Here is a 23,773-nt window from a genome sequence, read left to right on the forward strand (position 1 = left end):
TCCAAGGAGTAACAGATGACCGCTTCGGTAAGCGCACCGCGCACTACGCGTGGGAAGCTCGCTACGTCGGTGAACCAAGAACAGCTCGCCGAGATCACCGAACTCTTCCGCAACCGGCGCAAGGGCTACTCGCTCGAAGCCCCGCTGTACACCGACCCCTCAGTATTCGATGTCGAAATGCAGGCCATCTTCGGGACCCACTGGCTGTTCGCCGCGAGCATTGCCGAGATCCCCGAGCCCGGGGACTACGTCACCGTGGACTACGGTCCGCATTCGCTGATCGTGCTGCGCACCGAGGACGGCGGGGTCAACGTGCTGCACAACGTCTGCCGGCACCGCGGCGCCCGCGTGCTCACCGAAGCCTCGGGCAGCACCGGGAACCTGGTCTGCGGCTACCACTCGTGGACCTACTCCCCCGAAGGGGACCTGATCCACGCTTCCGCCCCGGGCGAAGGCAAGTTCGACAAGAGCTGCTTCGCGCTCAAGCGCGCTAACGGCCGGGTCCACGCCGGGCTGGTCTTCGTTTCCCTGGCCCAGGACCCTCCGGCGGACTTCGACGAGGTCGCCGGCATCTTCGAGCCCTACCTGGCCCCGCACGATATCGCCCGCGCCAAGGTCGCCTACCAGCAGGACATCATCGAGGAGGGCAACTGGAAGCTGGTGATGGAGAACAACCGCGAGTGCTACCACTGCGACGGGCACCCCGAGCTGGCCTGCTCGCTGTTCCCCACCTGGGGGCTGAGCGACGACACCGTTCCGCCGCATCTGGAAGAGGTATGGGAGCGCAACCAGCAAGCCCAGGCGGCCTTGGAGGAACGCTGCCGCCGCTACGGATTGCCCTACGAGATCGTGGAGCAGCTGGACACCCGCATCGCCGGCATCCGCATCTCCCGCGAATCCCTGGACGGCGACGGGGAATCCTTCTCCGCCGACGGGCACCGCCTGTCCAAGAAGCTGCTCGGCGAGCTGCGCGACTTCCGGCTGGGCCGCTGCTCCATGCACCTGCAGCCCAACAGCTGGTTCCACTTCCAGTCCGACCACGTGATCACCTTCGCGGCCTTCCCGATCAACGAGCACCAGACCCTGGTGCGCACCACCTGGCTGGTGGCCGATGACGCGGTCGAAGGAGACGACTACGACCTGGAGAAGCTCACCCACACCTGGAAGCAGACCAACCTGCAGGACAAGGCCTTCGTCGAGCTGTGCCAGAAGGGCGCAGCCAGCCCCGCCTACCAGCCGGGCCCGTACATGAAGAGCGAATACCAGGTCGAGGCGTTCATCAACTGGTACACCCAGCGCGTGCTGGAGCACCTGGCATGAGCGCAGGCGCCCAGCTGGCATCGAGCGTAGCGGCCCAGCGCATCCGCGGGCTGGAAATGCCGTGGAACCGGGTCCTCAGTTCCCAGGAAGGCCCGGCGAGCGCGGCCCGCGCGCTGGGACCCTGGCACCCCCAGGAGTTCCTGGCCGAATGCGTGCAGACCATCGAGGAAGCCGGCGGGCTGATGACCTTCGTCTTCCGCCGCGCCGACGGCGCCCCGCTGGCCTTCCGCGCCGGGCAGTACCTGAACATCGCCTTCCCGGTGCATGGCGAAGACCAGGACCCGGTGGACCGCAGCTACTCGATTTCCAGCGCGCCCACCGTGCCCTGGACCTTCAATGTCAGCATCAAGCGCGATCCCAAGGGCCTGGTCTCCTCCTGGGCGCATGAGAACCTGCGTCCGGGCATGGTGCTGGAGATGCTCGGCCCGGTGGGCGCCTTCCACCTGGGAGATTCCGACCGGCGCGCCCGCTACCTGTTCCTTTCGGCCGGAGCCGGGATTACCCCGATCATGTCGATGGTGCGCACCATCCACTCGCTGCCCGGCCAGGCCGATGTGGTGGTGCTCTGCCACGGCACCGTGCCCGGGGACTTCGCCTTCTGGCCCGAGCTGGAATACATCGCGCAGGTCGATTCGCGGATCAAGGTGTTCTACTCGCTGGGCGACCGGGCCAAGCCCAAGAGCTGGAAGGGCTTTGCCGGGCGGCTGACCACGGCGATGATCGACGCGGTGGCCCCGGATGCCAATGGCCGCAAGGTGTTCGCCTGCGGACCGGAAGGCTACCTGAATTCGGCCACCCAGCTCCTGCGCGAGGCCGGGGTGGATGACACCTCGGTGTTCATGGAGTTCTTCTCCGGGGACCGCAAGACGCTGCTCGAATACCAGGAGGAAATCGCTCTGGCCGGGTCCATCGCCGAGGAGGTGGCCGAATCCGTGGAGGAGTTCTACGAGAGCCAGCCGCCGGAGCTGGGGATGTACGAACCCGAGTACGACCAGAGCGGCACCATCGAGGCCAGCGGCCAGAAGCTGGTGGCGGTCGATTCCAATGCCCCGCTGCCGCCGGCCTCACCGCGGGTTCCCGCGCAGGACCCGCCGGATACCGCTTCCTTCCCCACCGTGGGCGAAGGCGAGCTGACCATGACCTTCCTGCGCACCGCGGTGAATGTCCGGATCAGTTCCCAGGAGCACATCCTGGGTGTCGCCCAGCGGGCCGGGGTGCGCATCGGCGCCAACTGCCAGGAGGGCATGTGCGGCTCGTGCAAGGTCGTCAAGCTCGAAGGCGAGGTGGCGATGAACCACCAGGGCGGCATCCGCGCCCGTGAAATCGCGGCCGGGAAATTCCTGCCCTGCTGCTCCACCGCCCAATCGGATCTGGTCATCGACGCCTAGCCGCGCCGGCCACCACCACACCATCAGCTTTCAAGGAGTCCCCATGTCCCGTCTTTCCCCTCGGATCCTCATCATCGGCGCCGGCATCGTCGGCGCCAACCTCGCGGACGAACTGGCCGCGCTGGGCCACACCAATACCCTGGTCATCGAGCAGGGTCCGCTGGATCTTCCCGGCGGCTCCACCTCGCACGCCCCGGGCCTGGTCTTCTCGTCCAACCCGTCCAAGTCCATGACCGAATTCGCGCAGTACACCATCGAGAAGCTCACCGGCCTGGTGGGCGCCGACGGGCGCGGCTCCTTCCTCCCGGTGGGCGGGCTGGAAATCGCCACCACCGATGAGCGCCTGGCCGACCTGCATCGCCGCGCCGGCTGGAACCGCTCCTACGGGGTCGACGCCGAAGTCATCGACGCCGCCGCCTGCCTGGCGAAGTTCCCGATGCTCAACCCGGAGAAGGTCCTGGGCGGCCTGTTCACCCCGGGCGACGGCCTGGCCCTGGCCGCCAAGGGCACCGCGCTGGTCATGGAACGCGCCAAGGCCGCGGGAGTCGAGTTCCGCGACCGCACCATCGTCACCGACATCGAGGTCTCCGGCGGCAAGGTCGCCGCGGTCATCTGCGGCGAGGAGCGCTTCGCAGCGGACATCGTGGTCTCCTGCGCAGGCTTCTGGGGACCGAACATCGGCAAGATGGTGGGCACCTCGATCCCGCTGCTGCCGCTGGGCCACCAGTTCGCCTGGAGCACCCCGGCGCCGTCGCTGGCCGGAGTCAACGAGCTGCCGGCCGGTGCCAGCCGCCCGATCCTGCGCTACCAGGACCGCGACCTCTACTACCGCGAGTGGGGAGATCGCATCGGCATCGGCTCCTACGCCCACCGCCCGATGCCGGTGGACCTGGACACCTTGCAGGCCTACCGCCCGGAAGAGATCACCCACGAGCGGATGCCTTCCTCGCTGGACTTCACTCCGCAGGACTTCGCCGCCGAATGGGAAGCCAGCCAGGAGCTGCTGCCGGATCTGCGCAACACCCGGATCCAGCGCGGCTTCAACGGCATCTTCTCCTTCACCCCGGACGGCGGCTCGCTGGTAGGCCAGTCCAGGGAAGTGGACGGCTTCTACGCGGCCGAGGCCGTGTGGGTCACCCACGCGCCGGGCATCGCCAAGGCCGTGGCCGAGCTGATCACCACCGGCACCTCCACGACGGACCTGAGCGACTGCGACCTGAACCGCTTCGAGGACGTGCAAACCACCAAGGAGTACGTCAGCGAGACCTCGCAGCAGAACTTCGTGGAAATCTACGATGTCCGCCACCCGCTGGAACCGCGCACCAAGCCCCGCGCCGTGCGAACCAGCCCGTTCTACTCCCGCCAGCAGAAGCTGGGCGCCTTCTTCCTGGAGGGCACCGGCTGGGAGCGCCCGCACTGGTACGAGGCCAACGCGGCGTTGCTCGATGAAATGCCGGCGGAGTGGGTGGCCCCGGAGCGCGACAGCTGGTCAAGCAAGTTCCACTCGCCGATTGCCGCGGTGGAAGCCTGGAAGACCCGCACCGCGGTGGCCATGTTCGACATGACCCCGCTCAAGCGCGTGGAAGTCACCGGCCCCGGTGCCGGGCCGATGCTCCAGGGCTTGACCACGGCGAATATGCTGCGTGCCCCGGGCATGGTCAGCTACACCCTGCTGCTGGACCATGCCGGCGGCATCACCAGCGACATCACCGTGGCCCGGCTCTCCGAGCAGGTCTACCAGGCCGGCATCAACTCCAACGTGGATGTCGCCTACCTGGACCGCGAAGCGCGCAAGTTCAATGAGGCCAGCCCGGGCCAGTGGGTGTCAGTTCGCGATATCACCGCCGGGACTTCCTGCATCGGCCTGTGGGGCCCGCTGGCTCCACAGGTCATGGCCAAGATCAGCGACGACGATATGGGCAACGAGGGGCTGAAGTACTTCCGCACCAAGCAGATCTCCATCGCCGGCATCCCGGTCACCGCGATGCGCCTGTCCTACGTGGGCGAATTCGGCTGGGAGCTCTACGCCTCGGCGGATGTCAGCGCCAAGCTCTGGGATGCGATCTTCGAAGCCGGGCAGGAGCACGGCATCATTGCCGGCGGGCGCGAGGCGTTCAACTCCATGCGACTGGAGAAGGGCTTCCGTTCCTTCGGCACCGATATGACCAGCGAGCACGAACCGGAACAGGCCGGTTTGGGCTTCGCGGTGAAGGCCGCCAAGACCGCGGACTTCGTGGGCAAATCGGCGCTGGCCGAACGTGCCGCGGCGGCCACCAAGCGCCTGCGCTGCCTGACCGTGGATGATGGAGTGTCCATGGTCCTGGGCAAGGAACCGGTCTACGTGGATGGCAAGCCTTCCGGCTACGTCACCAGCGCCGCCTACGGATACACGGTCCGCAAGCCGATCGCCTACGCGTGGCTGCCGATCTCGGTGGAAACCGGTGACCCGGTGGCGATCGAGTACTTCGGCAAGCAGATTGCTGCCACCGTGGTCGATGATCCGCTGTACGATCCGCAGATGGACCGCTTGCGCGGAGTTTCGCTGGCCACTTCGGCCAGCTAGCGGCCAGACGCACGTACCCGGGGCCGGGCACCGCTCATGCGAGCGGTGCCCGGTCCTTTTCCATCTGCACCGGCAGCCGGCTGGCTGGCCCATGCCCCTGACAACCCTGTCGCCTGATGCGGCCGCAGCGCTCTCTTGGACTCACTGGCTTCACTGGCCTTCTAGCCGCGTCTGGGAAAAACCAGCTTGCCCATTTGGAGAGAATACATGTAGCCTATCTAATAGTTAGCCTGTCTAAATAAATTAGGCATTGAAGCAACTCAACACAGCGGAGCAGATGATGAGTGGTTCCTTGGCAGTTCCCGCAGATGCAAGTTCGGTTCACAGCTCGGCCTGGGACACCCGGATCAGCCAGGTCGCCGCGCTGGCAACCCGGCTGTGCCAAGAGAAGGATGCAGTCCACTCCGCCTACTGCAGCATTTCCGGATCCCCGAATGAGCTCATCGTGAATCTGGCCTGCACCGCCACGGGCGAAGAGCATGTCCCAACGATCATGCTCTACGTGAACGACACGTTGCTTCCGCAAATGGAAAGCTCGCTCGGCATCCAGTTCGAGGTGCGAAACCTCTACTTCGCCGTTGCCGGGAGGGAAATCCATGCTCCCGCAACCGCTGGGTTGAAGGGCAGCTCGCCCACCATGGATTGGCTGGACCAGCCATTGACCGAGCCGATCCCTGCCACCTCGAAGGATCCCCGGGGTGCCCACGCGGACCTGACGTTGATTTAGCCCCTCGGCCAGTGAAGGAATCCACTCTCGGGTGACGATTCCTTCGAGCTTGCTTGTTTTCTTATCCAGCGCAAGAAAAGGAAGTAACTGAAATGGCAGGTCGCATCGCTAGAACCCAAACCGCGCTCAGGGTCGCGGATTTCCTCGCGACGCGCGAGGGCAAAACGCATCTGTCGCAGTACGGATGGGTTCCCGGAATGCCCATCGTGATGACTCGGGCCACAGAATCAGCAGATGACGCCACGGGAATGGTCTCGATCCATGGACGTGCGGCCCTGGTGGCAATGCTCGACCCGCTGACCTCGGAACTGCGGATACTGCATATCACCACCCCGCAGCCTGCACTCAAGAAGGTCCAGGTCTCTCCGGCAGGTCTCACCATGGGGGACTTGTTCGAGCAGCTTGCTTCGACGCTGATCGTCGAATTGCGCGTCAGGTTCTGGAACCACACCGCCGTAGCGCACATCATCCCGTCGTGCCCCGGCATGAAGAATGCGAATGACTCCTGGGGTGCTGCCTTCCCACGGACCCAGCGGCCGCTGGAAACCACCGTCTAGGCACCTGTCCTCCCCTGATCCGGCGTGACTGCCGGTAACTGGGCGAAGGGATCCGGGAATGGAATCGAAGCCAGTGCGCGCTGGGATCAACTGCGTCTCCACGCGCTGAACCCCTGCCAGAGAACCTTCCCTGCCCGCCGCGGAACAGCACCCATGGGAAAGCCGCCGCATCATCAACCTCCCAATCGATGATGCGGCGGCGGCACGTGGTGCACCTGGCCGGCGGCAGATCCCAGTTCATGTCCCCGCCGGCGTGCACCGTGCCCGTGGTTCGCTTCGCCATGGCAATTGCGGTTCCGGCGTTGAGGGTTCCACTGCCTGCTGGCTTGCCCGCAGCGGAATCCGGAACACCGGCCAGCCAGCTACCGGCGTCCGGCCATGTGCGCTCCCTTCGCCGGGGCCGCCTGCTGGCTTGCCGCCGCGGCCTGCGCGGCATGCAGGACCAGCAACGCCGTCGTCACCGTGCCCACGCCGCCGGGAACCGGGCTCAGTGCCCTTACCAGCGGACGCACCGATGCCGCATGGACGTCCCCCACCAGCTTTCCTTCGGCATTGACGTTGGTTCCGACATCGATCACCACAGTGCTTTCCTGCGCGTCATTGCCGGTGAGCAGGTTCGCCTTGCCCACGGCCATGACAACCACCGCGGCGGACTTCGTGAAATGGGCCAGATCGGCGGTCCTCGAATGGCAGATGCTCACCGTGGCATCACGCTGCAGCAGCAGCTGGGCCAACGGCTTGCCCACCACCGCAGAGCGCCCAACCACCGCGACATGCTGCCCGGACAGCGGGATCCGGTAGTGCTCCAGGATCTCGATGACCGAGCGTGCGGTAGCCGGGGCAAAGGCCGGCTGGCCGACACTGAGCCGTCCCAGGCTCAGCGGATTGGCCCCGTCAATGTCCTTGGCCGGGTCGATCAGCGCCACCAGCGCCGCGGCATCCACCCCTGGCGGCAACGGGGTCTGCAAGATGATTCCGTGCACCGAGCTGTCCTCATTCAAGGCGGTGATCGCTTCGGACAGCTGCTCCTGGCCGGACCCGGTCAGATCCACGACCTGGCAGTCCACCCCGAGCTGCGCGGCGGCCCGTTCGATCGAGCGCACATACCAGGCGGTGGCCTCGTTGTCGGTGGCCAGCACGACTGCGATCCGGACACTGGTGCCCTCGCTGGCCAGGCCCACCACAAGTTCTGCGGTGCGGGCGCGGATCGCTTCAGCCACCGGCTGCCCGGCTAGATTGCGTGCCGTCATGCTGCCACCACCGTGCGGGCCTGCGCGCTGAGCTCTTCGGCGTGGATGATCGCCTCGCTGGCCTGGCTGGCGATCTGGACCAGCCGGTCGCGCTGGGCGACGTCCCTGATTGAGCTGATGTTCATTTCCAGGGTGGCCAGCGCGGTAGCCAAGGCCGCCCGGGCAGCTTCGGCCGCGGCGGCCACGTCGCTGAGGACCGATCGGTTGCCAATGGGCAGCAGGCGCTGGCCCAGCTTGAGGACCTCAATGGAGGCCTCGACGGTAGAGACCAGCGGTGCGGCGGCGGCGATGGTGGCGTTTTGGATGGCCGCGCTGCGCTCCGACTTCTGCTCACTGCTTTCCTTGGGCAGCTTGTACGCGGCACCCAGGGCGCCGAACAGCCTTTCGTCTTCCTCGGCGGCGAAGAGCCCCTGGCGCATCAGCAGCCGGGCATGCTCGGAAATCTGCTGGACCTGCTCCTGGACGTCCGCGTACCGCGGTCCGGAAGTGAATTCGGCAACCATGGACACCAATGCCGCGGCCTGCGCCGCATGCAGGCCCGCGGCCGCGCCCCCTCCTGGCGTCGGGGCGCCCGAGGCAAGCCGCTCAAGGTAGCTGCTGACAGTTTCATTGGAGATCAATGGGGTTTCCCCTCGTTCGGGACGCATGGAAGTTGATCCCTGCACCGTTCGGCGGGATTTCCGGCGCGCAGGACCACGGTCCAGGCCACCGGAAACCCTTGGTATCCGACTGGTATATCAGGTTATCTTGAAGCCTAGAGCACCTACCGAACGCGGGTCAAGGGTTTTCTGCCACCCGGAACACCCCGGCCTCCAAGCGCCACGCGACAGGATCCGCCACTAGTCCATCCAAGTCTTGCCCATGCCGGCCAGCAGGGTCCGGAAGGCATTTTCCCTGCGGCGCACACGCGGCCCCGGCGCAGGGCCAGGCGTGCGCCGCACGAGCCGGAATCCATCAGGAGTGCACAATTGGACAACCACTTGCAGCGGCGACATGCCAGCGAACCGCGGGGCCAAGCGAGCGAGCACCACCTTCCCGCGCCCGATGGATCGGGGCAGTGTCCAGCCTCACGAGCATCCCACAAGAAACTTGTACAAGTTAATTGTATTCTATAGCTATGGAAATTGATCCCGAGCCCGCAGACCTTCCCCAGCAAATGCTCGAGGTGCTCTTGCCATTGCTGAGCCTGATACGCACGGCACGATCCATCTCCCCGGGCAAACTGGGAATCCTGCACACCTTGGCCACCGAAGGCCGTGCCAGCGCCGCCCGGATGAGCCAGGCCATCGGGGTCAGCCAGCAGGCCATCTCGCTGACGACCAAGGAATTGGAAGGCCTCGGACTGATCGAGCGGCACCGGGATGAGGCCGACCGCCGCAAGCTCTGGTTCCAGCTCACCGATGCCGGCCGCCAAAAGCTGGACCAGGAAATCCTGCTCGGCCGGACCGCGCTGCTCCAGGCCATGGGCGAGAACCTGAGCGATGAGGACCGTTCCCTGATCCGCTCCGCCTTGCCCGCGCTCAAGAAAATCAATACCGCGGTCCGCCCATGATCCGCAACGCATCCAGCCAGAGCCCGCTGGTGCCCACGCTGGTCTTCGCCGCGCTGGCCACGGCAATCGTCTCCTCGCTGGGCATGCTGCTGGTCCCCTCGATTTCCCTGCGGTTCAATGTCGATATTGCCGCCGCCCAGTGGATGCTCACCGTGAATCTGCTGGCCGGCGCCGTGGCAACACCCATCATGGGACGCCTCAGCGACGGACCGCATAAGAAGCGGCTGCTGCTCGTCTCGCTGGCGGCCATGTTCCTGGGTTCGGTCATGGCAGCGTCCGCACCGAGCTTTGGCGTGTTTCTTGCCGGACGCGTGCTCCAGGGATTGTCCTACGGCATTGTTCCGGTCACCATCGCCATCGCCAGGCGCTATGTAGCGGCCGAGCACGTGCAGAACACCATCTCCACCTTGTCGGTGACGGTTGCTTCCGGAATCGGCATCGGCTATCCATTGACCGGCATCATCGCTGGCATTTTCGACTACTCCTACGCGTTCTGGTTCGGTGCGCTATTCGTGCTGGCCACCATCTGCGTGGTGTGGAAAGTTGTTCCTGCAGGCCCCGATACCCAGGCCGAGCAACGCCCCTTCGACTACACCGGCTCCGGCTTGCTGGCCCTGGGGCTCACCTCCCTGCTGCTGGCCATATCCGAGGGGCCCAAGTGGGGCTGGGCTTCACCTGCCACGCTTGCTTTGGGCGCTTTCTCGGTCATCGTGCTGATCATCTGGGTGAAGGTAGAAAACAGCCTTGGCCACCCGCTGATTAATCTGCGCACGCTCAAGCAGGGCGAAGTCCTCCTGGCCAATATCTCGGCCATCGCCCTGGGCGCCGCACTGTATATCGGCATGTCCGTATCATCACTGGTAGCCCAGGCAGATGCGGCAACTGGCTACGGGCTGAGCCTGCCGGTCTTCTGGGCAGGATTTGTCATCTTCCCGCTCTCGGTCGGCAGCTTGGCTGCCAACCGCGTGGTGCGCATACTTGCCAAACGCGTTGGCATCCAGGTCATGCTTCCCATTGGAGCGATCATCATGGCCGCAGCAGGCACCATGCTCTGGCTGCTCCACTCGGCGCTCTGGGAGATCTTGCTGAGCATGCTGGTCTTCGGCATCGGCATGGGCGCAAGCTATGCGGCCATGCCGGCATTGATCGCCCGCAGCGTGGCGACCAAGGAGCTAGGCAGCTCGGTAAGTTTCAACCAGGTGCTGCGGACTGTAGGTTCTTCCTTCGGCACGGCGATTTCCGCGGCCATCATCGCCACCCACCCCGGACTCAATGGCGAGGCCAGTCCAGAAGGCATCGACATGACCTTCTTGATCGGCGCACTGCTTTGCATCGCCTTGGGTGCTGCGTTGCTGGCCGATTCGGCACGGCGCAAGTTCAAGGGACGCAGGTAGGCGAAAAGGTCCCGGATGCAGATAACGCCCCGATACCATGAAGGCATCGGGGCGTTGCCCGCAGGCTGCAGCGCCTAGAATTCGACAATCTCGAATTCGAGAAGCTCAGCGCCGCTGGCCACTGGCTTCTTGGCATCGCTGCCAGCATGGGCCGCATCAGCGCGCTGGGTACGCCAGTTCTCGAAGTCCTCGCGGGTTGCCCACTGGGTGTACACGAAGTACTTGTCTCCACCATTGACCGGACGCAGCAACTTGAACCCTTCGAACCCCGGTGAAGAATCCACCGAATGCTTGCGAGCAGCAAAACGCTTCTCCAGTTCCGGTCCAGCTTCGCCGGGAACCGATAGGGCATTGATGACGACAATCGACATGTTCAACCTTTCTTTTCCGGGCTTCTTTCACGGGAAACCCTCTGTCTCCACCCTACGCCCGCGCGTTCTCGACCGCAGGCCAGCGTGACGAAGTTCGACCGGCTAGTCGGCATGCTCCTGTGGCCAGCAAACTTCAAAGCGTTCCAAGACCAGCTCTCCCCCGGCGTTGGCGGTGTCTTCAGGGTTCCAGTCGATTCCTATGGATTTCTGCGTTCGGCGCCAGAATTTTTCATGTTCTGCGCGCCAGTATTCCAGCGACAGATCCCCTTCGCCCTCGGCCGCGGCAAACTGCGCGTCTACCTCGAAGAACGAGGAGCGCTCGACGGAAAGTACTCGCAAAATTGCTCGCGGCTGCCCTTGCCCATCGCAGACAATGCAGTGGTCTTCAGGTTGCGGGACACGTTCGTTGTAATAGGCATAATCGCTAGCCAGAGATGAAGTCGCTCGCTTGGTTCCGTGCAGCATTTCATCCAGAAGCTCATCGGCAAGCGCAGGATGATCACCGAATGATTCGGCGACATAGTGCGGTGCCTTGGTCCGCGGAATCCCTTTGCTCTCCAGGTACGCAGACCACATCTGTTCAGCAGCTTCTGCATTGACAGGCGGCAACACTGGAAGAGATTTTTCAGTCATGGAACGATCCTAGCCGCGACGCAGATTCCGCATGGCCCTGGAATGGCTATGGGAGGACGGTTGGGCTGCGCCTAGAGTCCTGGAATCTTGAATTCGAACTTCTCCTTCGAATTCCCTTGGCTTTCAAATGCAATAGTCCGGCCCCCAAGGAGGTAGAACTGCTTCAGCTTTATTGTCACTGGACCTTCGCAGCTAAGCCTGAACGAATTAGCTCGCATGTTCGAGGGAACGCAGTTCCCTTTGTACGTCATGTTATCCACCCAAAGCCAGTTGAGCCGCACCTCGAAACTTATTGGATCGCTTTCAGAAGCTCCGCTGATATCGAAGGTGTAATTCGCAAAGAATCCACCTTCCTCTTGTGCCATGATGACCTGGAATCCAGACCCGTCTTGGTCGTCTTCCGGCTCAACTGTTGGTTCCGAGGTTGGTTCCGCAGTCGGCTCCACCGTTGGCTCCGGGGTCGGTTCTGCAGTCGGCTCGACTGAAGGCTCCACCGTTGGTTCCGGAGTCGGTTCCGGGGTTGGTTCAGGAGTCGGTTCCGGGGTTGGTTCCGGAGTCGGCTCGACTGTAGGCTCCACCGTTGGTTCCGGAGTTGGCTCGACTGTAGGCTCCACCGTTGGCTCCGGGGTTGGTTCCGGAGTCGGTTCCGGGGTTGGTTCAGGAGTCGGCTCGACTGTACGCTCCACCGTTGGTTCCGGGGTTGGCTCCGGGGTTGGTTCCGGGGTTGGTTCAGGAGTCGACTCGACTGTAGGCTCCACCGTTGGCTCCGGGGTTGGCTCCGGGGTTGGTTCCGGAGTCGGTTCCGGGGTTGGTTCAGGAGTCGACTCGACTGTAGGCTCCACCGTTGGCTCCGGGGTTGGCTCCGGGGTTGGTTCCGGAGTCGGCTCCGGGGTTGGTTCAGGAGTCGACTCGACTGTAGGCTCCACCGTTGGCTCCGGGGTTGGTTCCGGGGTTGGTTCCGGAGTCGGCTCGACTGAAGGCTCCACCGTTGGTTCCGGAGTCGGTTCCGCAGTCGGCTCGACTGAAGGCTCCACCGTTGGCTCCGCAGTCGGCTCGAAAGTAGATTCAGAGGTCGCTTCAGGCGACGGTCTTGCCGCTGGCACATGTGACAGCGGGTAAAACGGCCTCGTGGATGGCGATTCCACTTGGTTTGTGAATTCTAATTCGTCTTTCGCATCAGGAACGGTTCGCCCAGTCAGGTCCCGCAAGAACATGGCACGGCTCATGACGGCAGATGGCTCGGCCCCAACCATCGGGGCTTCGACTCCTTCCAGCTGGGGCTGGACTGCGCTTTCGGGTGCGGCCCATTCTCTTTCATCATGCACGATCAGTTTCGGTATCAGACCGATGGCGGACGCTGTTACGGCGACACCCACCAAGCCAACGCCTAAAGTAACGGCCAGGCTACTACCTCCTGCAATACTCACACCGGCCCCCGAAGCAACAGAAGCTGCTGTCCCGGCAGTAGCTCCACCAGCAGCCGTTGCCGTGGCTGCCGAAGCTCCCATTCCTGCAATACCTCCCGAGGCAGGAATCCCCAGCGCAGTAATCCCTCCAACGACCAGAGGAAGGACGAAAGCACGCAAAGTAGCACCGATTTCGTCCAGTTCCCCGAACACTACTGCGCAATTCGCGCACGACTTCAAGTGCGCCTTGACTCCACGCTCGTTCCGGCTCCCCAGCGTTCCGCGGATAAAGGCCGGCAGATGTTCACGAATATCGGAACAACTTGCGGGCAACCCTGACTGGCCATTCATATGCGCAGCCAAGTAGGCTTCGCGCAGTCCCTCTCGCGCGCGTACCGCCAATGCGGAAACCGCATTGGGTGTCATGCCGAGCATTGGCGCAACGTCTCTCGGCGGCAGTTCCTCTACTTCGGTGAGCCACAGGACCGTCTTCCAGCGCTCGGTCAAGGCCTTGAACGCGAGGATGGCAAAGGTGGATTCATGTCGTTCCATCGCCTCGTCCGCGTGCGCATCGCCTGGCAGGAAGTCCTGGACGTCTTCGACGGTAATCTGCTTTGAGGCTGATTTGTTCCTGGAAAAGGCTTCGCGCGATACCGCGGTCAGTAAATAGGCGCGGAAGAACTCATCAGGCCCTGCCCCACGTTCGATGATACGGAAGACCCGCAGGAAAGCTTCGGAGACGACATCCTCGGCATCGGAAGGAGAGTTCGTATGCCTAAACGCTACGTTCAGCGCCACTTGCCTGTGCCGTCGATACAGGTGGTCCTGGGCCTCGCTGCTTCCGTTCCTAACGCCACGAATTAAATCTGCATCGCTGACGTCAGCAAAGCGTGCCCCAGAATCTATTGTCATTACGTCCCCATAACGTTTCACGCGACAGCGCCGGTACCCGCCGCCGATCGCCCCAAGGATTCCCCAATCCCCGGAGCCGGCAAACGGCAACCAATGCCCCGTCGACAATGCCGCCCGACTTTGGACGGCATTTTCATCCTTTAGAACCTATCAGGATTTTTCCAATATCTCTATGAAATGGGTTCGAAAATCCTGAAAGGTGGGCGAGCTCCATCCCCCAAGCTTGCAACTCGCCCACCCGTCAGCATCTTCCCCATAAGACAACTGGACGTCTCGAAACCTCATAATTCCTTGTTGCCCAGTTCAGCGCGTACACCACTTAGATACGCGGAAAAGGGAATCATGACGCAAGAATCCGGATTAATCTGGATTTTTTTCTTCGAGCCGGAATTCGCATAGATTCCGCGGCTAGTCCGCATCCGGGCGAGTAGCAGGAAGCTGGCTCCAAGCACCCTCCAATGCGGACCATATGCTGTCGTCCATTAACGAAGTGGGGGTAACGGAGACATGCAGCAATGAATGGTCCTCGGCATTCCGCAGTTCCTTGCTCACGGAACTGCTGTCTATGGAGCCCGCGCCTTCCCAAAGCCCGATTTCCAAGGAATACTTTTCAGGTTCCTGCTTCATGTACCGCTTCACCAATTCGTCTGTCGAAACCCGATTGGACGATGCGATGCCCCGAAAATTCCAGATGTTCAGGCGGTCAACAACGTTCAGAAGCTGCCCGTAGTCTTGGCCGGAATCGGGGCGTCCCCTTGGATCTCCGTTGGCAGGTGATCGCACATCCATGGTGAGCACCGGACCGGTTTCGTCCAGACTTCCAGCCACTTTCTTCATGATGGAGGTGACTGCGTTTGACCGCCATAGGTAAATTTGCTCTGACGTGGAATCAATCGTTCCGTCAGCCGACCTCGGCCAATCAGGGCGCTCGCTGAACTTCGCAAAATTCTCCAAATCATCCTCGCCGAACGTGTAGCTGGGAAACATCAGCTCCGTGACGTTAATGCCATCGGGCGCGTAGCGCCGAACGGCTTCACTAACCAGCTCGACAAGCCTGGTATCAAGTCCACCCTCTTTCCACGCCGAAATGCTTGCCCAGTTCTTGGAAGGATGCCCCTCGGAGTTGATTCCTGCTAGCGATGGACGGCGCTCCAGCTCTCTGCCCAGCAAGGTATCGATATTCAAGTAGATTGTTCGAGATCTACCCTGCTCATCGCAGCGGAAGGCACTAATCGCTTCGGCAACATAGTCCCGCCCGGTTTGCGTGACTTCGCTGGATTCGACATCGCGTTGGGCTGGCCAGGGGAAAGCCACCCAGTCGAGACGTCCAATGGAGAGCGATACTCCTGTCGCCCTGACCGAATTTAATCGACGGGCAATTTCCGGGATACGGGCAGGATCTTCGGCGGTAATATCTTCAAAACCGACGTTCACAACTCTGGAAAATCGGGGAAGTTGGGTGTCTATCTTGGAGTGGCGCATGCCGAGGTTGTCTCCTGGGGAACTGGTGCCCTCTGCGCGAGGGGAATCTTGGCAGGCATGCTGCGGAGGCATCGGCTCGACCACCGTGGGGTCCGGCGTCGGGGTCGGTTGATGCGCTGCAGAAGTGGGGAATCCGGTCATGTAGCAAGCAGCCGCCAACAAAAGAAAAGTCACCAAGCCCGCTATGGCTGCCATTGCCAGTTTCCGGCGTTGACGCTGCATCTTGGCCGCGCTCATGATCCGCTTCCAAGAATGGCAGAGAACTCACCGCTGGAAATGACACCGGTTCTTTGCAGCTTGTTCCATTTGGCGGGCCTCCCGCGGATCTCAAACGCTACCGCTGCGAGCATGGTGAGCCCCATCCCCGTGGCATAGAACGGCCATAGCGGAAGGGTCCACAGGTTCGCCAAATCCCTCCATGCAGTGTTCAACGCAATGCCAAGAACCACCGAAGCCAGCGTGATTCCGATGCCAATCCAACCGACCACCATCGCGGTGCGACCAATTAAGGTTGCTTCTTCTTCGCCGCCGAAGGTAATCAGCCCGGCCGGGATGAAATAGAGCAATCCGGCAAGCACCAGGATCTGAGCCAGTGGCACCACCACCATCGTGAGAAAATTGAACAGCAGGAACACTCCGAACGGCCCGAACCGGGGGTTGCCGTGCATCCGCCAATGTATCTTGATCGATTGCAGCAGGCCCCGTGCCCAGCGGACTCGTTGCTTCCACAGCGCCTGCAGCGTAGAAGGCGACTCCGCCAAGACAATCGCGCGTGGTTCAAAAGCCACACGATATCCGGCACCATAGAAGCGCCAGGTCAATTCCAAGTCCTCTCCAACAGTATCGGTGCGGAACCCGCCAAGATCCCTGACCAGATCAGCACGGAATGCACCTATATTCCCGGAAACCACCGGCAAGCAATGAATCAGGGACAGCGCCCGCCGAACAACTCCCGTTCCCAGATGCGAAAGGACCGAAAGCATCTTGGTCAGCACCCTGTCCAGGTTTACAGGCCGGTCATCACCGCAAACCGCGCCCACCTTCACATCGCGGAATCCAGTGAGCAACCACGGAATAGTCACCGGCGAAAAAATTCCATCGGCATCGACAAAAACCAGTATCTCTCCAGTCGCGAGGGCAATCCCACGATTAAGTGCCGCGCCTTTGCCGGCGTTCTCCTGGCTGATGGCCTGCACCAGGCGATGCTCCTGAGCCAGCTCATGCATCAGCCGTGCGGTGCCATCAGTGGATCCGTCATCGACAATCACCACTTCAGCGAGGTTTCCCTTGCTGCGGACAATTGATTCAACGCAGGCGCGCAATACCACTTCCTCGTTATAGGCCGGGATGATTACCGATACCCTGTAGTCCGGGATCTGCCCGAAATGTCTCGACGCCCGGGTTCGACGGCGGGGCCGCAGAATAGCGTTTGCCGGGATGCCAGGAGGCAATGACGACAGCTTCCCGTACCGGGTGAAAAGCAGACCCCGGCGGCATTCGAAAAGCAACGCCAAGGGGATCAACCCCAGCTTGAGCACACCGACGGAAAGGATGACTGCGGTCAGTGTGTAATAGCCAAGAACGAGTGCCGAACTCATGCACAGCCAACTTGCGCTGTGGACGCCACCCCGAGCAAGCGCAATGCAGCATCCAGCAGTTCCGGCGCGGACTGGCTATTGGCCCCAAAACGGGCATTGACCTCGAGCACCACCGGTTGCCCATCGCCACCCAGGCGCACGTCCATGTCTACCGGCCCGACCAGCTCGAGCGACTGCACTGCATTCTTGGCCACCCACGCAACATGAGCGGCTATTGGATCATTCGACTCGCAGCGGCGCACCGATACTGCGTTGCCCACGAGCCCCTCGCGCAGCTCGGTCTTCTCCACCACCACGCAGGCCTCGATCTCCCCGGAATCAGGGTTCCTGAATATCATCGGCGCGAATTCGCGTCCGGGGGCAAAGCGCTGCACAAGATCCCGAGTACCAGCCGGTACACGGCCTGCCCCGAGGTCTCCTGCCGTAGCCAAGCGGACGCCCCGTCCTCCGCGCGATACGCGTGGCTTGATGATGATCTGCTCTTCCGGGCTGAACTGCGCCAAGGCTTCGCCATTGCCAGCGTTGATCCGGGCAAAATCGGGGACGGGCACGTTATCCCCTCGCAAAGTCAGCATCGTGTAGTACTTGTCGTCGCTGATCAGCACGGATTCTTTCGAGGAAATCAATAATCGGGCTCCGGCCGATTCCAGCAGCTCTCGGATGCTCCCTGCCGAAAGCACCGGGAGTTCTTCGCTGACGGTCGGGATAACCAGTTCAGCTGAGTGCTGGAGAACAATCTCTTGAAGCCGAGTGGGGTACTGCTGGTGACTGGCTGCTGGCACCTGGTGGAAGGCCTCGAGCAGCGGATCAGTTGTTGGCACCATGTCAGCGCCGATGACGCTATGTCCTCGCGCATGCAGCTGCCGCGCAAGCGAGCTTCCTGCTGGACCGCCGACCCCGGTGACTAGGATCTTCATTAGAAATCCCCCACTGTGGTTGATACGAGGCGCATTACTTCAAACCCTTCGGCCCGCTGCTGCTTGACCTGATTGCCACGGAAAGTGGCCATGGACTCGATCCGCGCACGGGTCATATAGGGCTTGTTCCGCTGATCGGCATGTAGCTTGATGGCTTCGACCTTGACGTCGGTGTAGTTCTCGACGTCAACGAAGAAGCTTGGAGAGAAATCATTGCCCACCGAGGGGCTCTCGAAGCAGAGTATGGAGGGCAGCCGCCTCCCGGCGCGCATTACTGCACGGTGCACCGCCTCATGGTCTTGGTGGATATCAGTAGCAGAATGGGTCAGCACGACATCCGGTTCGAAAGCAGCGATTTCCTCCTCGATCGCTGCAACCATCAGGTTGGAATTCTCCGACAGCCGCGTATCGCAAAAGGACCGCACCGTATGGGACTGGGCACCCAGGTAACCGGCTCCGCGTCGGGCTTCTTGAATCCTGCGAGGAGCATGTCCGCCACTTTCACCCTGCGACATGACCACGATACGAACATCATGGCCGGCATCGACCAATTTCGCGATGGTCGCACCGCAAGCCAGCTCGACATCATCAGGATGTGCTCCGACTGCCAGGAAGCGTCTCGGACGGGTGTTGTTCTGAGGCCTTCGTTGCAGCGTCAACATGGACAGGCAGAAAATCAACAATGAGATGGCCATCATTATGGCCACTACTGCCCCGATGTCCGACTGCTCTTGGGAGAGAAGATGCCAGCAGGCCGCGGCGACGAACACCAAGTTGCCAACAATCCAAACAACAAGGATGGTCTTGTAGTGCGTAAAGTCGCGCACCAGCCATCGTCGTCCCCGCCGGCTCAATGCACTGAAGATCGCGGTTATAGAGGCCACAATGCCGAAGATTGCGAGTGACATACTCATGACGTTCCCTTTCTATGGAGCGTTCAGAAGCGGATCCTTTGCGTTCTTGGCTCTGGTCCTCCTGATAGGGAAGAAAGCCGCATCCCCATGCTGCGCCCGGATTGCTGGGAGATTCCTAAAGCGCATGCTTTCATGCCATCAACGAGTGCCCATTCAATGGATCCATGGAGTTAGAGGGCGCCTGGGTTCACTTCGTGACGGCACTTTCGCAGGAATTCCGAAACTGCGTATCGGCGAGCAAGCAATACCGATGGCAGTGAGAGCTACAACTGTCAGCTCACTAATGGTTTCAACCGAGAGTTTTGGATTCTGATGACTCATCGCTGCAGGTTCACAGTGCGGAGGGAACCAGACCGGTGAAGTTCAGATGAGATCACCGGGCGGAAAGGCCATCAGCAACGCACCAAATAAGCCGGCCGGTCGAGTCAAGCTCAGAGCGGTCTGAAACAGCTGCCCGTTTTTGCACATCGTCCAGATACGCAAAACGCCCGACCGGAAAATTAATTCCAGTCGGGCGTATGCGCGAACTATCTGCAAGAGCCTAGACGATCGGTCCTACGACGATCGCAAGAGCCTGCTCCGCGAACAGTTCACAGCCTCATTCGAATCCTAGGCTTTAGCCATGGCGGCGGTTGCTGCGCCGAGAAATCAGCACACCAGCAGCTGCCAAAAGGAGTCCAGCGATCAACACGTACATCGCAGTGAAACCTGTGTCCGCAAGCTTGTCATCCTTTTCAGATGGCTGCGGAGCTTCGGCTGAGCCTTCAGCCGGAGCTGCCTTCTGAACGAGATCTTCCTCGGCTTCCTCGGATTCAGTAAGTTCCGTAGGATCCACAGTCGGCTCAGTCGGGTCAACTGGCTCAGTCGGGTCAACAGTCGGTTCCGAAGGCTACCTCATCTGCTGTCCTCTAAACCGCGGTTCAAGGCACCTGTCCGGCGCAGGTCCCCGAGCGCCGAAAGCACTTCAATCCGCGGTGCTGGGAGTTGCCGGGTACCGCTGGCTGGACTCGGAGCCTCATCACGCTCGGCCGGACGCTGATCAGCTGGAGTGCCGTTGGCATGACGGCGCCAATGGACATAGGTCTTGAGCCCGAAGGCAAGGAGCACAGCCATGAGGATTGCGCCGAAGACCAGCGACGCCTGGACCACTTCGTCCAACGCCAGATCGTCGACTTCTTTGCTCATTATCGAAGCAGCAGTAATCGCGTTCATACCCATTTCCTGTATTCAGAGTGACGGCTGCTCTATCCCCATAGTGCTGACAGTCTATGAGCTGGGCAGCCCAATCCTTTAACGCCACATCCAATCGATACCTGTTTGTTATGCGCCAGGGAAATAGCCTGCGTACCACCGGTGAATACGCTTCGAATCTGCGGTGGCCAAAGCACGCCGGGGCTATCATTGCCCACGGCGCAGCAGAGCCCCCGTCCTGCGGACAGGGGCTCTGCGAGGTACCGGTTCCTAGCTCTCGCGGCGGATCAGCTGACCTGTTGGATTCTGGAAGTCCACGTCGGTCCCGGCAATGATGGACCGGCGGACTACGCCGTTCAGGGTCTTGCCCTGGTACGGGGAAATCGGGTTCTTGTGGTGCAGCTTCTGGACGTCCACCTCGAAGGTGTCCTCCGGAGCGAAGACCGCGAAGTCCGCGTCCTTGCCTACTTCGATGCTGCCCTTGGCGCCCAGTCCGGCAAGCTTCGCGGGATTCAGGCCCATCCACTGCACGACCTGTTCCAGCTTCAGTCCGCGCTTCTTCGCCTCGCTCCAGATCAGCGGCAGCCCCAGCTGCAGCGACGCCACCCCGCCCCAGGCCACGCCGAAGTCGCCGTTCTCCACATCCTTGAGGTCAATGGTGGATGGGGAATGGTCCGAAACGATGCAGTCGATGATGCCTTCTTCCAGGCCCTTCCACAGCAGCTCGCGGTTGTCATTCTCGCGGATCGGAGGGCAGCATTTGAAGGCTGTGGCGCCGTCGGGGATTTCCTCGGCCAGCAAGGTCAGGTAGTGCGGGCAGGTTTCCACGGTGAGCAGCACGCCCTCGGCCTTCGCTTCGCGGATCATCTGGAGCGCATCCGAGCTGGACAGGTGCAGCACGTGGGCGCGCACTCCGGTGGTGCGGGCACGCTCGATCACCTGCGCGATGGCGGTGTTCTCGGCATCGCGCGGGCGCGAGTCCAGGAAGCCGGCGTACTTGCCGCCCACCGGCTGCGGGGAGTTGCCGATGATATCGGAGTCCTCGGCGTGCACGATCATCAGCGAGTCGAAGGAGGCCAATTCGGCCATGTCCTCTTCCATCTCGCCAACACTCAGGGACGGGAACTCGTCGACTCCAGAATGCAGCAGGAAGCATTTGAAGCCGAAGACTCCGGCTTCGTGCAGCTCGCGCAGATCCTTCTTGTTGCCCGGGATGGCACCGCCCCAGAAGCCGACGTTGACATAGGCGTTCTTGGAAGCGGCCGCGCGCTTGATTTCCAGCGCTTCGAGGTTCACCGTGGGCGGGATGGAGTTCAGCGGCATGTCCACGATGGTGGTCACCCCGCCGGCAGCGGCGGCCTTGGTCGCCGACTCGAACCCTTCCCATTCGGTGCGTCCTGGCTCGTTCACGTGCACATGGGTATCAACGAGTCCGGGCAGCAGGACCTCGTCGGAGGCCACCTCGATGACGCGCTCTGCGGCCAGTCCGGCACCCAATTCCTGCACGGCGACGATCTTTCCGTCGCGTACGCCGATCTCGCGCGGGCCAATGCCCTGCGCGGTCAGCACTTGCTGGCCGCGCAGCACCAGGTCATAGGTGGTACCGGTGGCGGTCGGGGACGATGTGCGGCCAACAGCTTCGTTGATGCTCATGAGGTGTTCCTACTCGTTAATTGCTAGGTGTTCTTGGGGCTCGGCAGCTCTATGCCAAGTCTAAGTTGTTGTGGCGCGGGGCACACCCGTATTGGTGAACCGGTGCCCCGCGCCAAACTTTGCGGGTTGCTGGTCAGCGACGACTGTCCTTTCACGCACCCACGGTGGCCGAGGCTGCCATCGGCACCAACGCGGTTGGTGCATCGACGGCGTCCAAAGCCAGGTCTTCGAATTCATTGACGGCATCCAGCTGCGCGCCCATGGCGATGTTGGTGACCTTCTCCAGGATCACTTCCACCACGACCGGCACCTGGTGCTCTTCGGCCAGCGCATTGGCCTGCGCGAATCCGGCAGCCAGCTGGCTCGGATCCTCGACGCGCACGGCCTTGCAGCCCAGGCCCTCGGCGACCTTCACATGGTCCACGCCGTAGCCGTTGGTTTCCGGGGAGTTGATGTTATCGAAGCCCAGGGACACGTGGTAATCCATCTCGAAGGCGCGCTGCGATTGGCGGATCAGTCCGAGGTAGGAGTTGTTGACCACCACGTGCACGTACGGCAGCTTGAACTGGGCACCGACGGCCAGCTCCTCGATCATGAACTGGAAATCGTAGTCTCCGGAGAGGGCCACGACCTTCTCCCCCGGCTTGCCGCGCACGACGCCCAGGGCGGCCGGTCCGGTCCAGCCCAGCGGGCCGGCCTGTCCGGCGTTGATCCAGTTGCGCGGCTTGTAGACATGCAGCATCTGCGCACCGGCGATTTGGCTGAGCCCGATGGTGGACACGTAGGTGGTGTCCTGGCCGAAGGCGGCGTTCATTTCCTGGTAGACGCGCTGCGGCTTGATCGGCACGTTCTCGAAGTTGGTCTTGCGGTGCCCGGTGGACTTGCGGGCGGTGGCCTCGTTGGCCCAGGCCGAGTAGTCCGGCAGGGTGCCGGCGGCCTTGCGCTCGCGCACGACTTCCAGGATGGCCTCGATGGCGGCCCCGGCATCCGAGGTGATTCCCAGGTCCGGGGAGAACACCCGGCCGATCTGCGTGCCTTCGATATCCACGTGGATGAATTTGCGTCCGGCGCGGTAGGTGGCCAGATCCCCGGTGTGGCGGTTGGCCCAGCGGTTGCCCAGGCCCAGCACCATATCCGATTCCAGGAAGGTCTGGTTGCCGTACTTGGTGTGCGTTTGGATGCCGACCATGCCCGACTGCAGGCGGTGGTCATCCGGGATGGCGCCCCAGCCCATCAGGGTCGGGGAGACCGGGATGTCCAGTTCCTCGGCGAGTTCGACCAGCTGCGCGCTGGCGTTGGCGTTGATCACGCCGCCGCCGGCGATGATGATCGGCTTGCTTCCGGAGAGCAGCAGGTCCACGATCTTCTCGGCCTGGCCGCGCGTGGCCTTCGGCTTCTGGACCGGCAACGGCTCGTAGGCATCGATGTCGAAGTCGATCTCGGCCATCTGCACGTTGATCGGCAGGTCGATCAGGGCCGGGCCCGGGCGGCCCGAGCGCATGATTTGGAAGGCCTTGGCGAAGGTGCCCGGAACCAGTCCCGGCTCCAGCACGGTCGAGGCGTACTTGGTCACCGGCTTGGCGATGGACTCGATGTCCACGGCCTGGAAGTCCTCCTTGTGCAGCACATTGGTCGGGGCCTGCCCGGTGATGCACAGCATCGGGATGGAGTCGGCGATCGCGGCGTACAGGCCGGTGATCATGTCGGTGCCGGCAGGGCCGGAGGTGCCCAGGCACAGGCCGATCTTGCCGGTGGCCCGCGAGTAGCCGTCGGCGGCGTGGCTGGCACCCTCGACGTGGCGGTGCAGGGTGTGGCGGATGCCGCCGTGGGCCTTCATGGCCGAGTACAGCGGGTTGATCGCGGCTCCTGGCAGGCCGAACGCCTCGGTGGCGCCCTCCTTGGCCAGGATCTGGACGACGGCGTCGATTGCGCGCATCTTAGGCAT

20 protein-coding genes are annotated in these 23,773 nt (G+C 62.3%); 7 read left to right on the plus strand and 13 right to left on the minus strand.

The window, feature by feature from the left end:
- The first annotated feature begins 15 nt into the window (after positions 1–15).
- The 5 genes from AAZQ98_RS02655 to AAZQ98_RS02675 all read left to right on the plus strand — a co-directional run bounded on the left by AAZQ98_RS02655 (position 16) and on the right by AAZQ98_RS02675 (position 6,555).
- Positions 16–1,320, plus strand: coding sequence for an aromatic ring-hydroxylating oxygenase subunit alpha (locus AAZQ98_RS02655; protein WP_434689608.1), 1,305 nt, complete (start codon positions 16–18; stop codon positions 1,318–1,320).
- The gene (locus AAZQ98_RS02660) at positions 1,317–2,708 is read left to right on the plus strand and encodes a flavin reductase family protein (RefSeq protein ID WP_133833948.1); all 1,392 of its coding nucleotides are present in this window, start codon (positions 1,317–1,319) and stop codon (positions 2,706–2,708) included. Before AAZQ98_RS02655 ends, AAZQ98_RS02660 begins: the two co-directional genes overlap by 4 nt.
- Before the next feature lie 43 nt (positions 2,709–2,751).
- Entirely contained in the window at positions 2,752–5,271 is a 2,520-nt protein-coding gene (locus AAZQ98_RS02665; RefSeq protein WP_434689611.1) for a GcvT family protein, read from the plus strand.
- A gap of 250 nt (positions 5,272–5,521) precedes the next feature.
- On the plus strand, positions 5,522–5,998 hold the full coding sequence (locus AAZQ98_RS02670) for a hypothetical protein (RefSeq protein WP_434689612.1): 477 nt from the start codon (positions 5,522–5,524) through the stop codon (positions 5,996–5,998).
- 92 nt (positions 5,999–6,090) lie between these two features.
- Positions 6,091–6,555, plus strand: coding sequence for a hypothetical protein (locus AAZQ98_RS02675; RefSeq protein WP_434689613.1), 465 nt, complete (start codon positions 6,091–6,093; stop codon positions 6,553–6,555).
- Positions 6,556–6,917: 362 nt separating this feature from the next.
- Here AAZQ98_RS02675 and AAZQ98_RS02680 read toward each other — a convergent pair whose 3' ends face one another.
- Together AAZQ98_RS02680 and AAZQ98_RS02685 are read right to left on the minus strand one after the other, a co-directional pair.
- On the minus strand, positions 6,918–7,805 hold the full coding sequence (locus AAZQ98_RS02680) for a bifunctional 5,10-methylenetetrahydrofolate dehydrogenase/5,10-methenyltetrahydrofolate cyclohydrolase (RefSeq protein ID WP_434689614.1): 888 nt from the start codon (positions 7,803–7,805) through the stop codon (positions 6,918–6,920).
- Positions 7,802–8,452 (minus strand): cyclodeaminase/cyclohydrolase family protein, encoded by a 651-nt coding sequence (locus AAZQ98_RS02685; RefSeq protein ID WP_434689615.1) that lies wholly within the window; start codon positions 8,450–8,452, stop codon positions 7,802–7,804. Before AAZQ98_RS02685 ends, AAZQ98_RS02680 begins: the two co-directional genes overlap by 4 nt.
- Positions 8,453–8,922: 470 nt before the next feature.
- On the opposite strand from AAZQ98_RS02685, the gene AAZQ98_RS02690 reads away from it, so the two are divergent.
- Complete coding sequence (locus AAZQ98_RS02690) at positions 8,923–9,357, plus strand: MarR family winged helix-turn-helix transcriptional regulator (protein WP_434689616.1); 435 nt, start codon at positions 8,923–8,925, stop codon at positions 9,355–9,357.
- On the plus strand, positions 9,354–10,751 hold the full coding sequence (locus AAZQ98_RS02695; protein ID WP_434689617.1) for an MFS transporter: 1,398 nt from the start codon (positions 9,354–9,356) through the stop codon (positions 10,749–10,751). The genes AAZQ98_RS02690 and AAZQ98_RS02695 overlap by 4 nt, the downstream gene beginning before the upstream one ends.
- A 74-nt stretch (positions 10,752–10,825) precedes the next feature.
- Here AAZQ98_RS02695 and AAZQ98_RS02700 read toward each other — a convergent pair whose 3' ends face one another.
- From AAZQ98_RS02700 to gcl, 11 genes are all read right to left on the minus strand, one after another.
- On the minus strand, positions 10,826–11,122 hold the full coding sequence (locus tag AAZQ98_RS02700) for an antibiotic biosynthesis monooxygenase family protein (protein ID WP_105662322.1): 297 nt from the start codon (positions 11,120–11,122) through the stop codon (positions 10,826–10,828).
- A 102-nt stretch (positions 11,123–11,224) separates the two neighbouring features.
- Entirely contained in the window at positions 11,225–11,755 is a 531-nt protein-coding gene (locus tag AAZQ98_RS02705) for an ASCH domain-containing protein (RefSeq protein ID WP_434689618.1), read from the minus strand.
- 71 nt (positions 11,756–11,826) lie between these two features.
- Positions 11,827–14,073: a sigma-70 family RNA polymerase sigma factor gene (locus AAZQ98_RS02710; protein ID WP_434689620.1), complete on the minus strand. Its 2,247-nt coding sequence runs from the start codon at positions 14,071–14,073 to the stop codon at positions 11,827–11,829.
- A gap of 408 nt (positions 14,074–14,481) precedes the next feature.
- Positions 14,482–15,792: a hypothetical protein gene (locus tag AAZQ98_RS02715; protein ID WP_434689622.1), complete on the minus strand. Its 1,311-nt coding sequence runs from the start codon at positions 15,790–15,792 to the stop codon at positions 14,482–14,484.
- A complete protein-coding gene (locus AAZQ98_RS02720) occupies positions 15,789–17,153 on the minus strand; it encodes a glycosyltransferase (RefSeq protein ID WP_434689624.1) in 1,365 nt (454 codons plus the stop codon). The genes AAZQ98_RS02715 and AAZQ98_RS02720 overlap by 4 nt, the downstream gene beginning before the upstream one ends.
- On the minus strand, positions 17,150–18,070 hold the full coding sequence (locus AAZQ98_RS02725) for an ATP-grasp domain-containing protein (protein ID WP_434689626.1): 921 nt from the start codon (positions 18,068–18,070) through the stop codon (positions 17,150–17,152). Before AAZQ98_RS02725 ends, AAZQ98_RS02720 begins: the two co-directional genes overlap by 4 nt.
- A complete protein-coding gene (locus AAZQ98_RS02730) occupies positions 18,070–18,984 on the minus strand; it encodes a PIG-L family deacetylase (RefSeq protein ID WP_434689628.1) in 915 nt (304 codons plus the stop codon). Before AAZQ98_RS02730 ends, AAZQ98_RS02725 begins: the two co-directional genes overlap by 1 nt.
- Positions 18,985–19,600: 616 nt before the next feature.
- On the minus strand, positions 19,601–19,819 hold the full coding sequence (locus tag AAZQ98_RS02735) for an LPXTG cell wall anchor domain-containing protein (RefSeq protein ID WP_434689630.1): 219 nt from the start codon (positions 19,817–19,819) through the stop codon (positions 19,601–19,603).
- A 59-nt stretch (positions 19,820–19,878) separates the two neighbouring features.
- Positions 19,879–20,196 carry a hypothetical protein gene (locus AAZQ98_RS02740; protein WP_434689632.1) on the minus strand — a complete coding sequence of 106 codons (318 nt, stop codon included), beginning with the start codon at positions 20,194–20,196 and terminating at the stop codon, positions 19,879–19,881.
- A 249-nt stretch (positions 20,197–20,445) separates the two neighbouring features.
- On the minus strand, positions 20,446–21,828 hold the full coding sequence (gene allB, locus AAZQ98_RS02745) for an allantoinase AllB (protein WP_434689634.1): 1,383 nt from the start codon (positions 21,826–21,828) through the stop codon (positions 20,446–20,448).
- 151 nt (positions 21,829–21,979) lie between these two features.
- Positions 21,980–23,773, minus strand: coding sequence for a glyoxylate carboligase (gcl, locus tag AAZQ98_RS02750; RefSeq protein ID WP_434689635.1), 1,794 nt, complete (start codon positions 23,771–23,773; stop codon positions 21,980–21,982).

Source organism: Glutamicibacter sp. Je.9.36, assembly GCF_051129975.1.
Lineage (GTDB): Bacteria > Actinomycetota > Actinomycetes > Actinomycetales > Micrococcaceae > Glutamicibacter.

Excerpts from the sequence above, each read along its gene's own strand:
- AAZQ98_RS02655 (WP_434689608.1), top strand. The coding sequence starts at position 16 with ATGACCGCTTCGGTAAGCGCACCGCGCACTACGCGTGGGAAGCTCGCT.
- AAZQ98_RS02660 (WP_133833948.1), top strand. The coding sequence starts at position 1,317 with ATGAGCGCAGGCGCCCAGCTGGCATCGAGCGTAGCGGCCCAGCGCATC.
- AAZQ98_RS02665 (WP_434689611.1), top strand. The coding sequence starts at position 2,752 with ATGTCCCGTCTTTCCCCTCGGATCCTCATCATCGGCGCCGGCATCGTC.
- AAZQ98_RS02675 (WP_434689613.1), top strand. The coding sequence starts at position 6,091 with ATGGCAGGTCGCATCGCTAGAACCCAAACCGCGCTCAGGGTCGCGGAT.
- AAZQ98_RS02680 (WP_434689614.1), bottom strand. The coding sequence starts at position 7,805 with ATGACGGCACGCAATCTAGCCGGGCAGCCGGTGGCTGAAGCGATCCGC.
- AAZQ98_RS02685 (WP_434689615.1), bottom strand. The coding sequence starts at position 8,452 with ATGCGTCCCGAACGAGGGGAAACCCCATTGATCTCCAATGAAACTGTC.
- AAZQ98_RS02690 (WP_434689616.1), top strand. The coding sequence starts at position 8,923 with ATGGAAATTGATCCCGAGCCCGCAGACCTTCCCCAGCAAATGCTCGAG.
- AAZQ98_RS02695 (WP_434689617.1), top strand. The coding sequence starts at position 9,354 with ATGATCCGCAACGCATCCAGCCAGAGCCCGCTGGTGCCCACGCTGGTC.
- AAZQ98_RS02700 (WP_105662322.1), bottom strand. The coding sequence starts at position 11,122 with ATGTCGATTGTCGTCATCAATGCCCTATCGGTTCCCGGCGAAGCTGGA.
- AAZQ98_RS02705 (WP_434689618.1), bottom strand. The coding sequence starts at position 11,755 with ATGACTGAAAAATCTCTTCCAGTGTTGCCGCCTGTCAATGCAGAAGCT.
- AAZQ98_RS02710 (WP_434689620.1), bottom strand. The coding sequence starts at position 14,073 with ATGACAATAGATTCTGGGGCACGCTTTGCTGACGTCAGCGATGCAGAT.
- AAZQ98_RS02715 (WP_434689622.1), bottom strand. The coding sequence starts at position 15,792 with ATGAGCGCGGCCAAGATGCAGCGTCAACGCCGGAAACTGGCAATGGCA.
- AAZQ98_RS02720 (WP_434689624.1), bottom strand. The coding sequence starts at position 17,153 with ATGAGTTCGGCACTCGTTCTTGGCTATTACACACTGACCGCAGTCATC.
- AAZQ98_RS02725 (WP_434689626.1), bottom strand. The coding sequence starts at position 18,070 with ATGAAGATCCTAGTCACCGGGGTCGGCGGTCCAGCAGGAAGCTCGCTT.
- AAZQ98_RS02730 (WP_434689628.1), bottom strand. The coding sequence starts at position 18,984 with ATGAGTATGTCACTCGCAATCTTCGGCATTGTGGCCTCTATAACCGCG.
- AAZQ98_RS02740 (WP_434689632.1), bottom strand. The coding sequence starts at position 20,196 with ATGAACGCGATTACTGCTGCTTCGATAATGAGCAAAGAAGTCGACGAT.
- allB (WP_434689634.1), bottom strand. The coding sequence starts at position 21,828 with ATGAGCATCAACGAAGCTGTTGGCCGCACATCGTCCCCGACCGCCACC.
- gcl (WP_434689635.1), bottom strand. The coding sequence starts at position 23,773 with ATGCCTAAGATGCGCGCAATCGACGCCGTCGTCCAGATCCTGGCCAAG.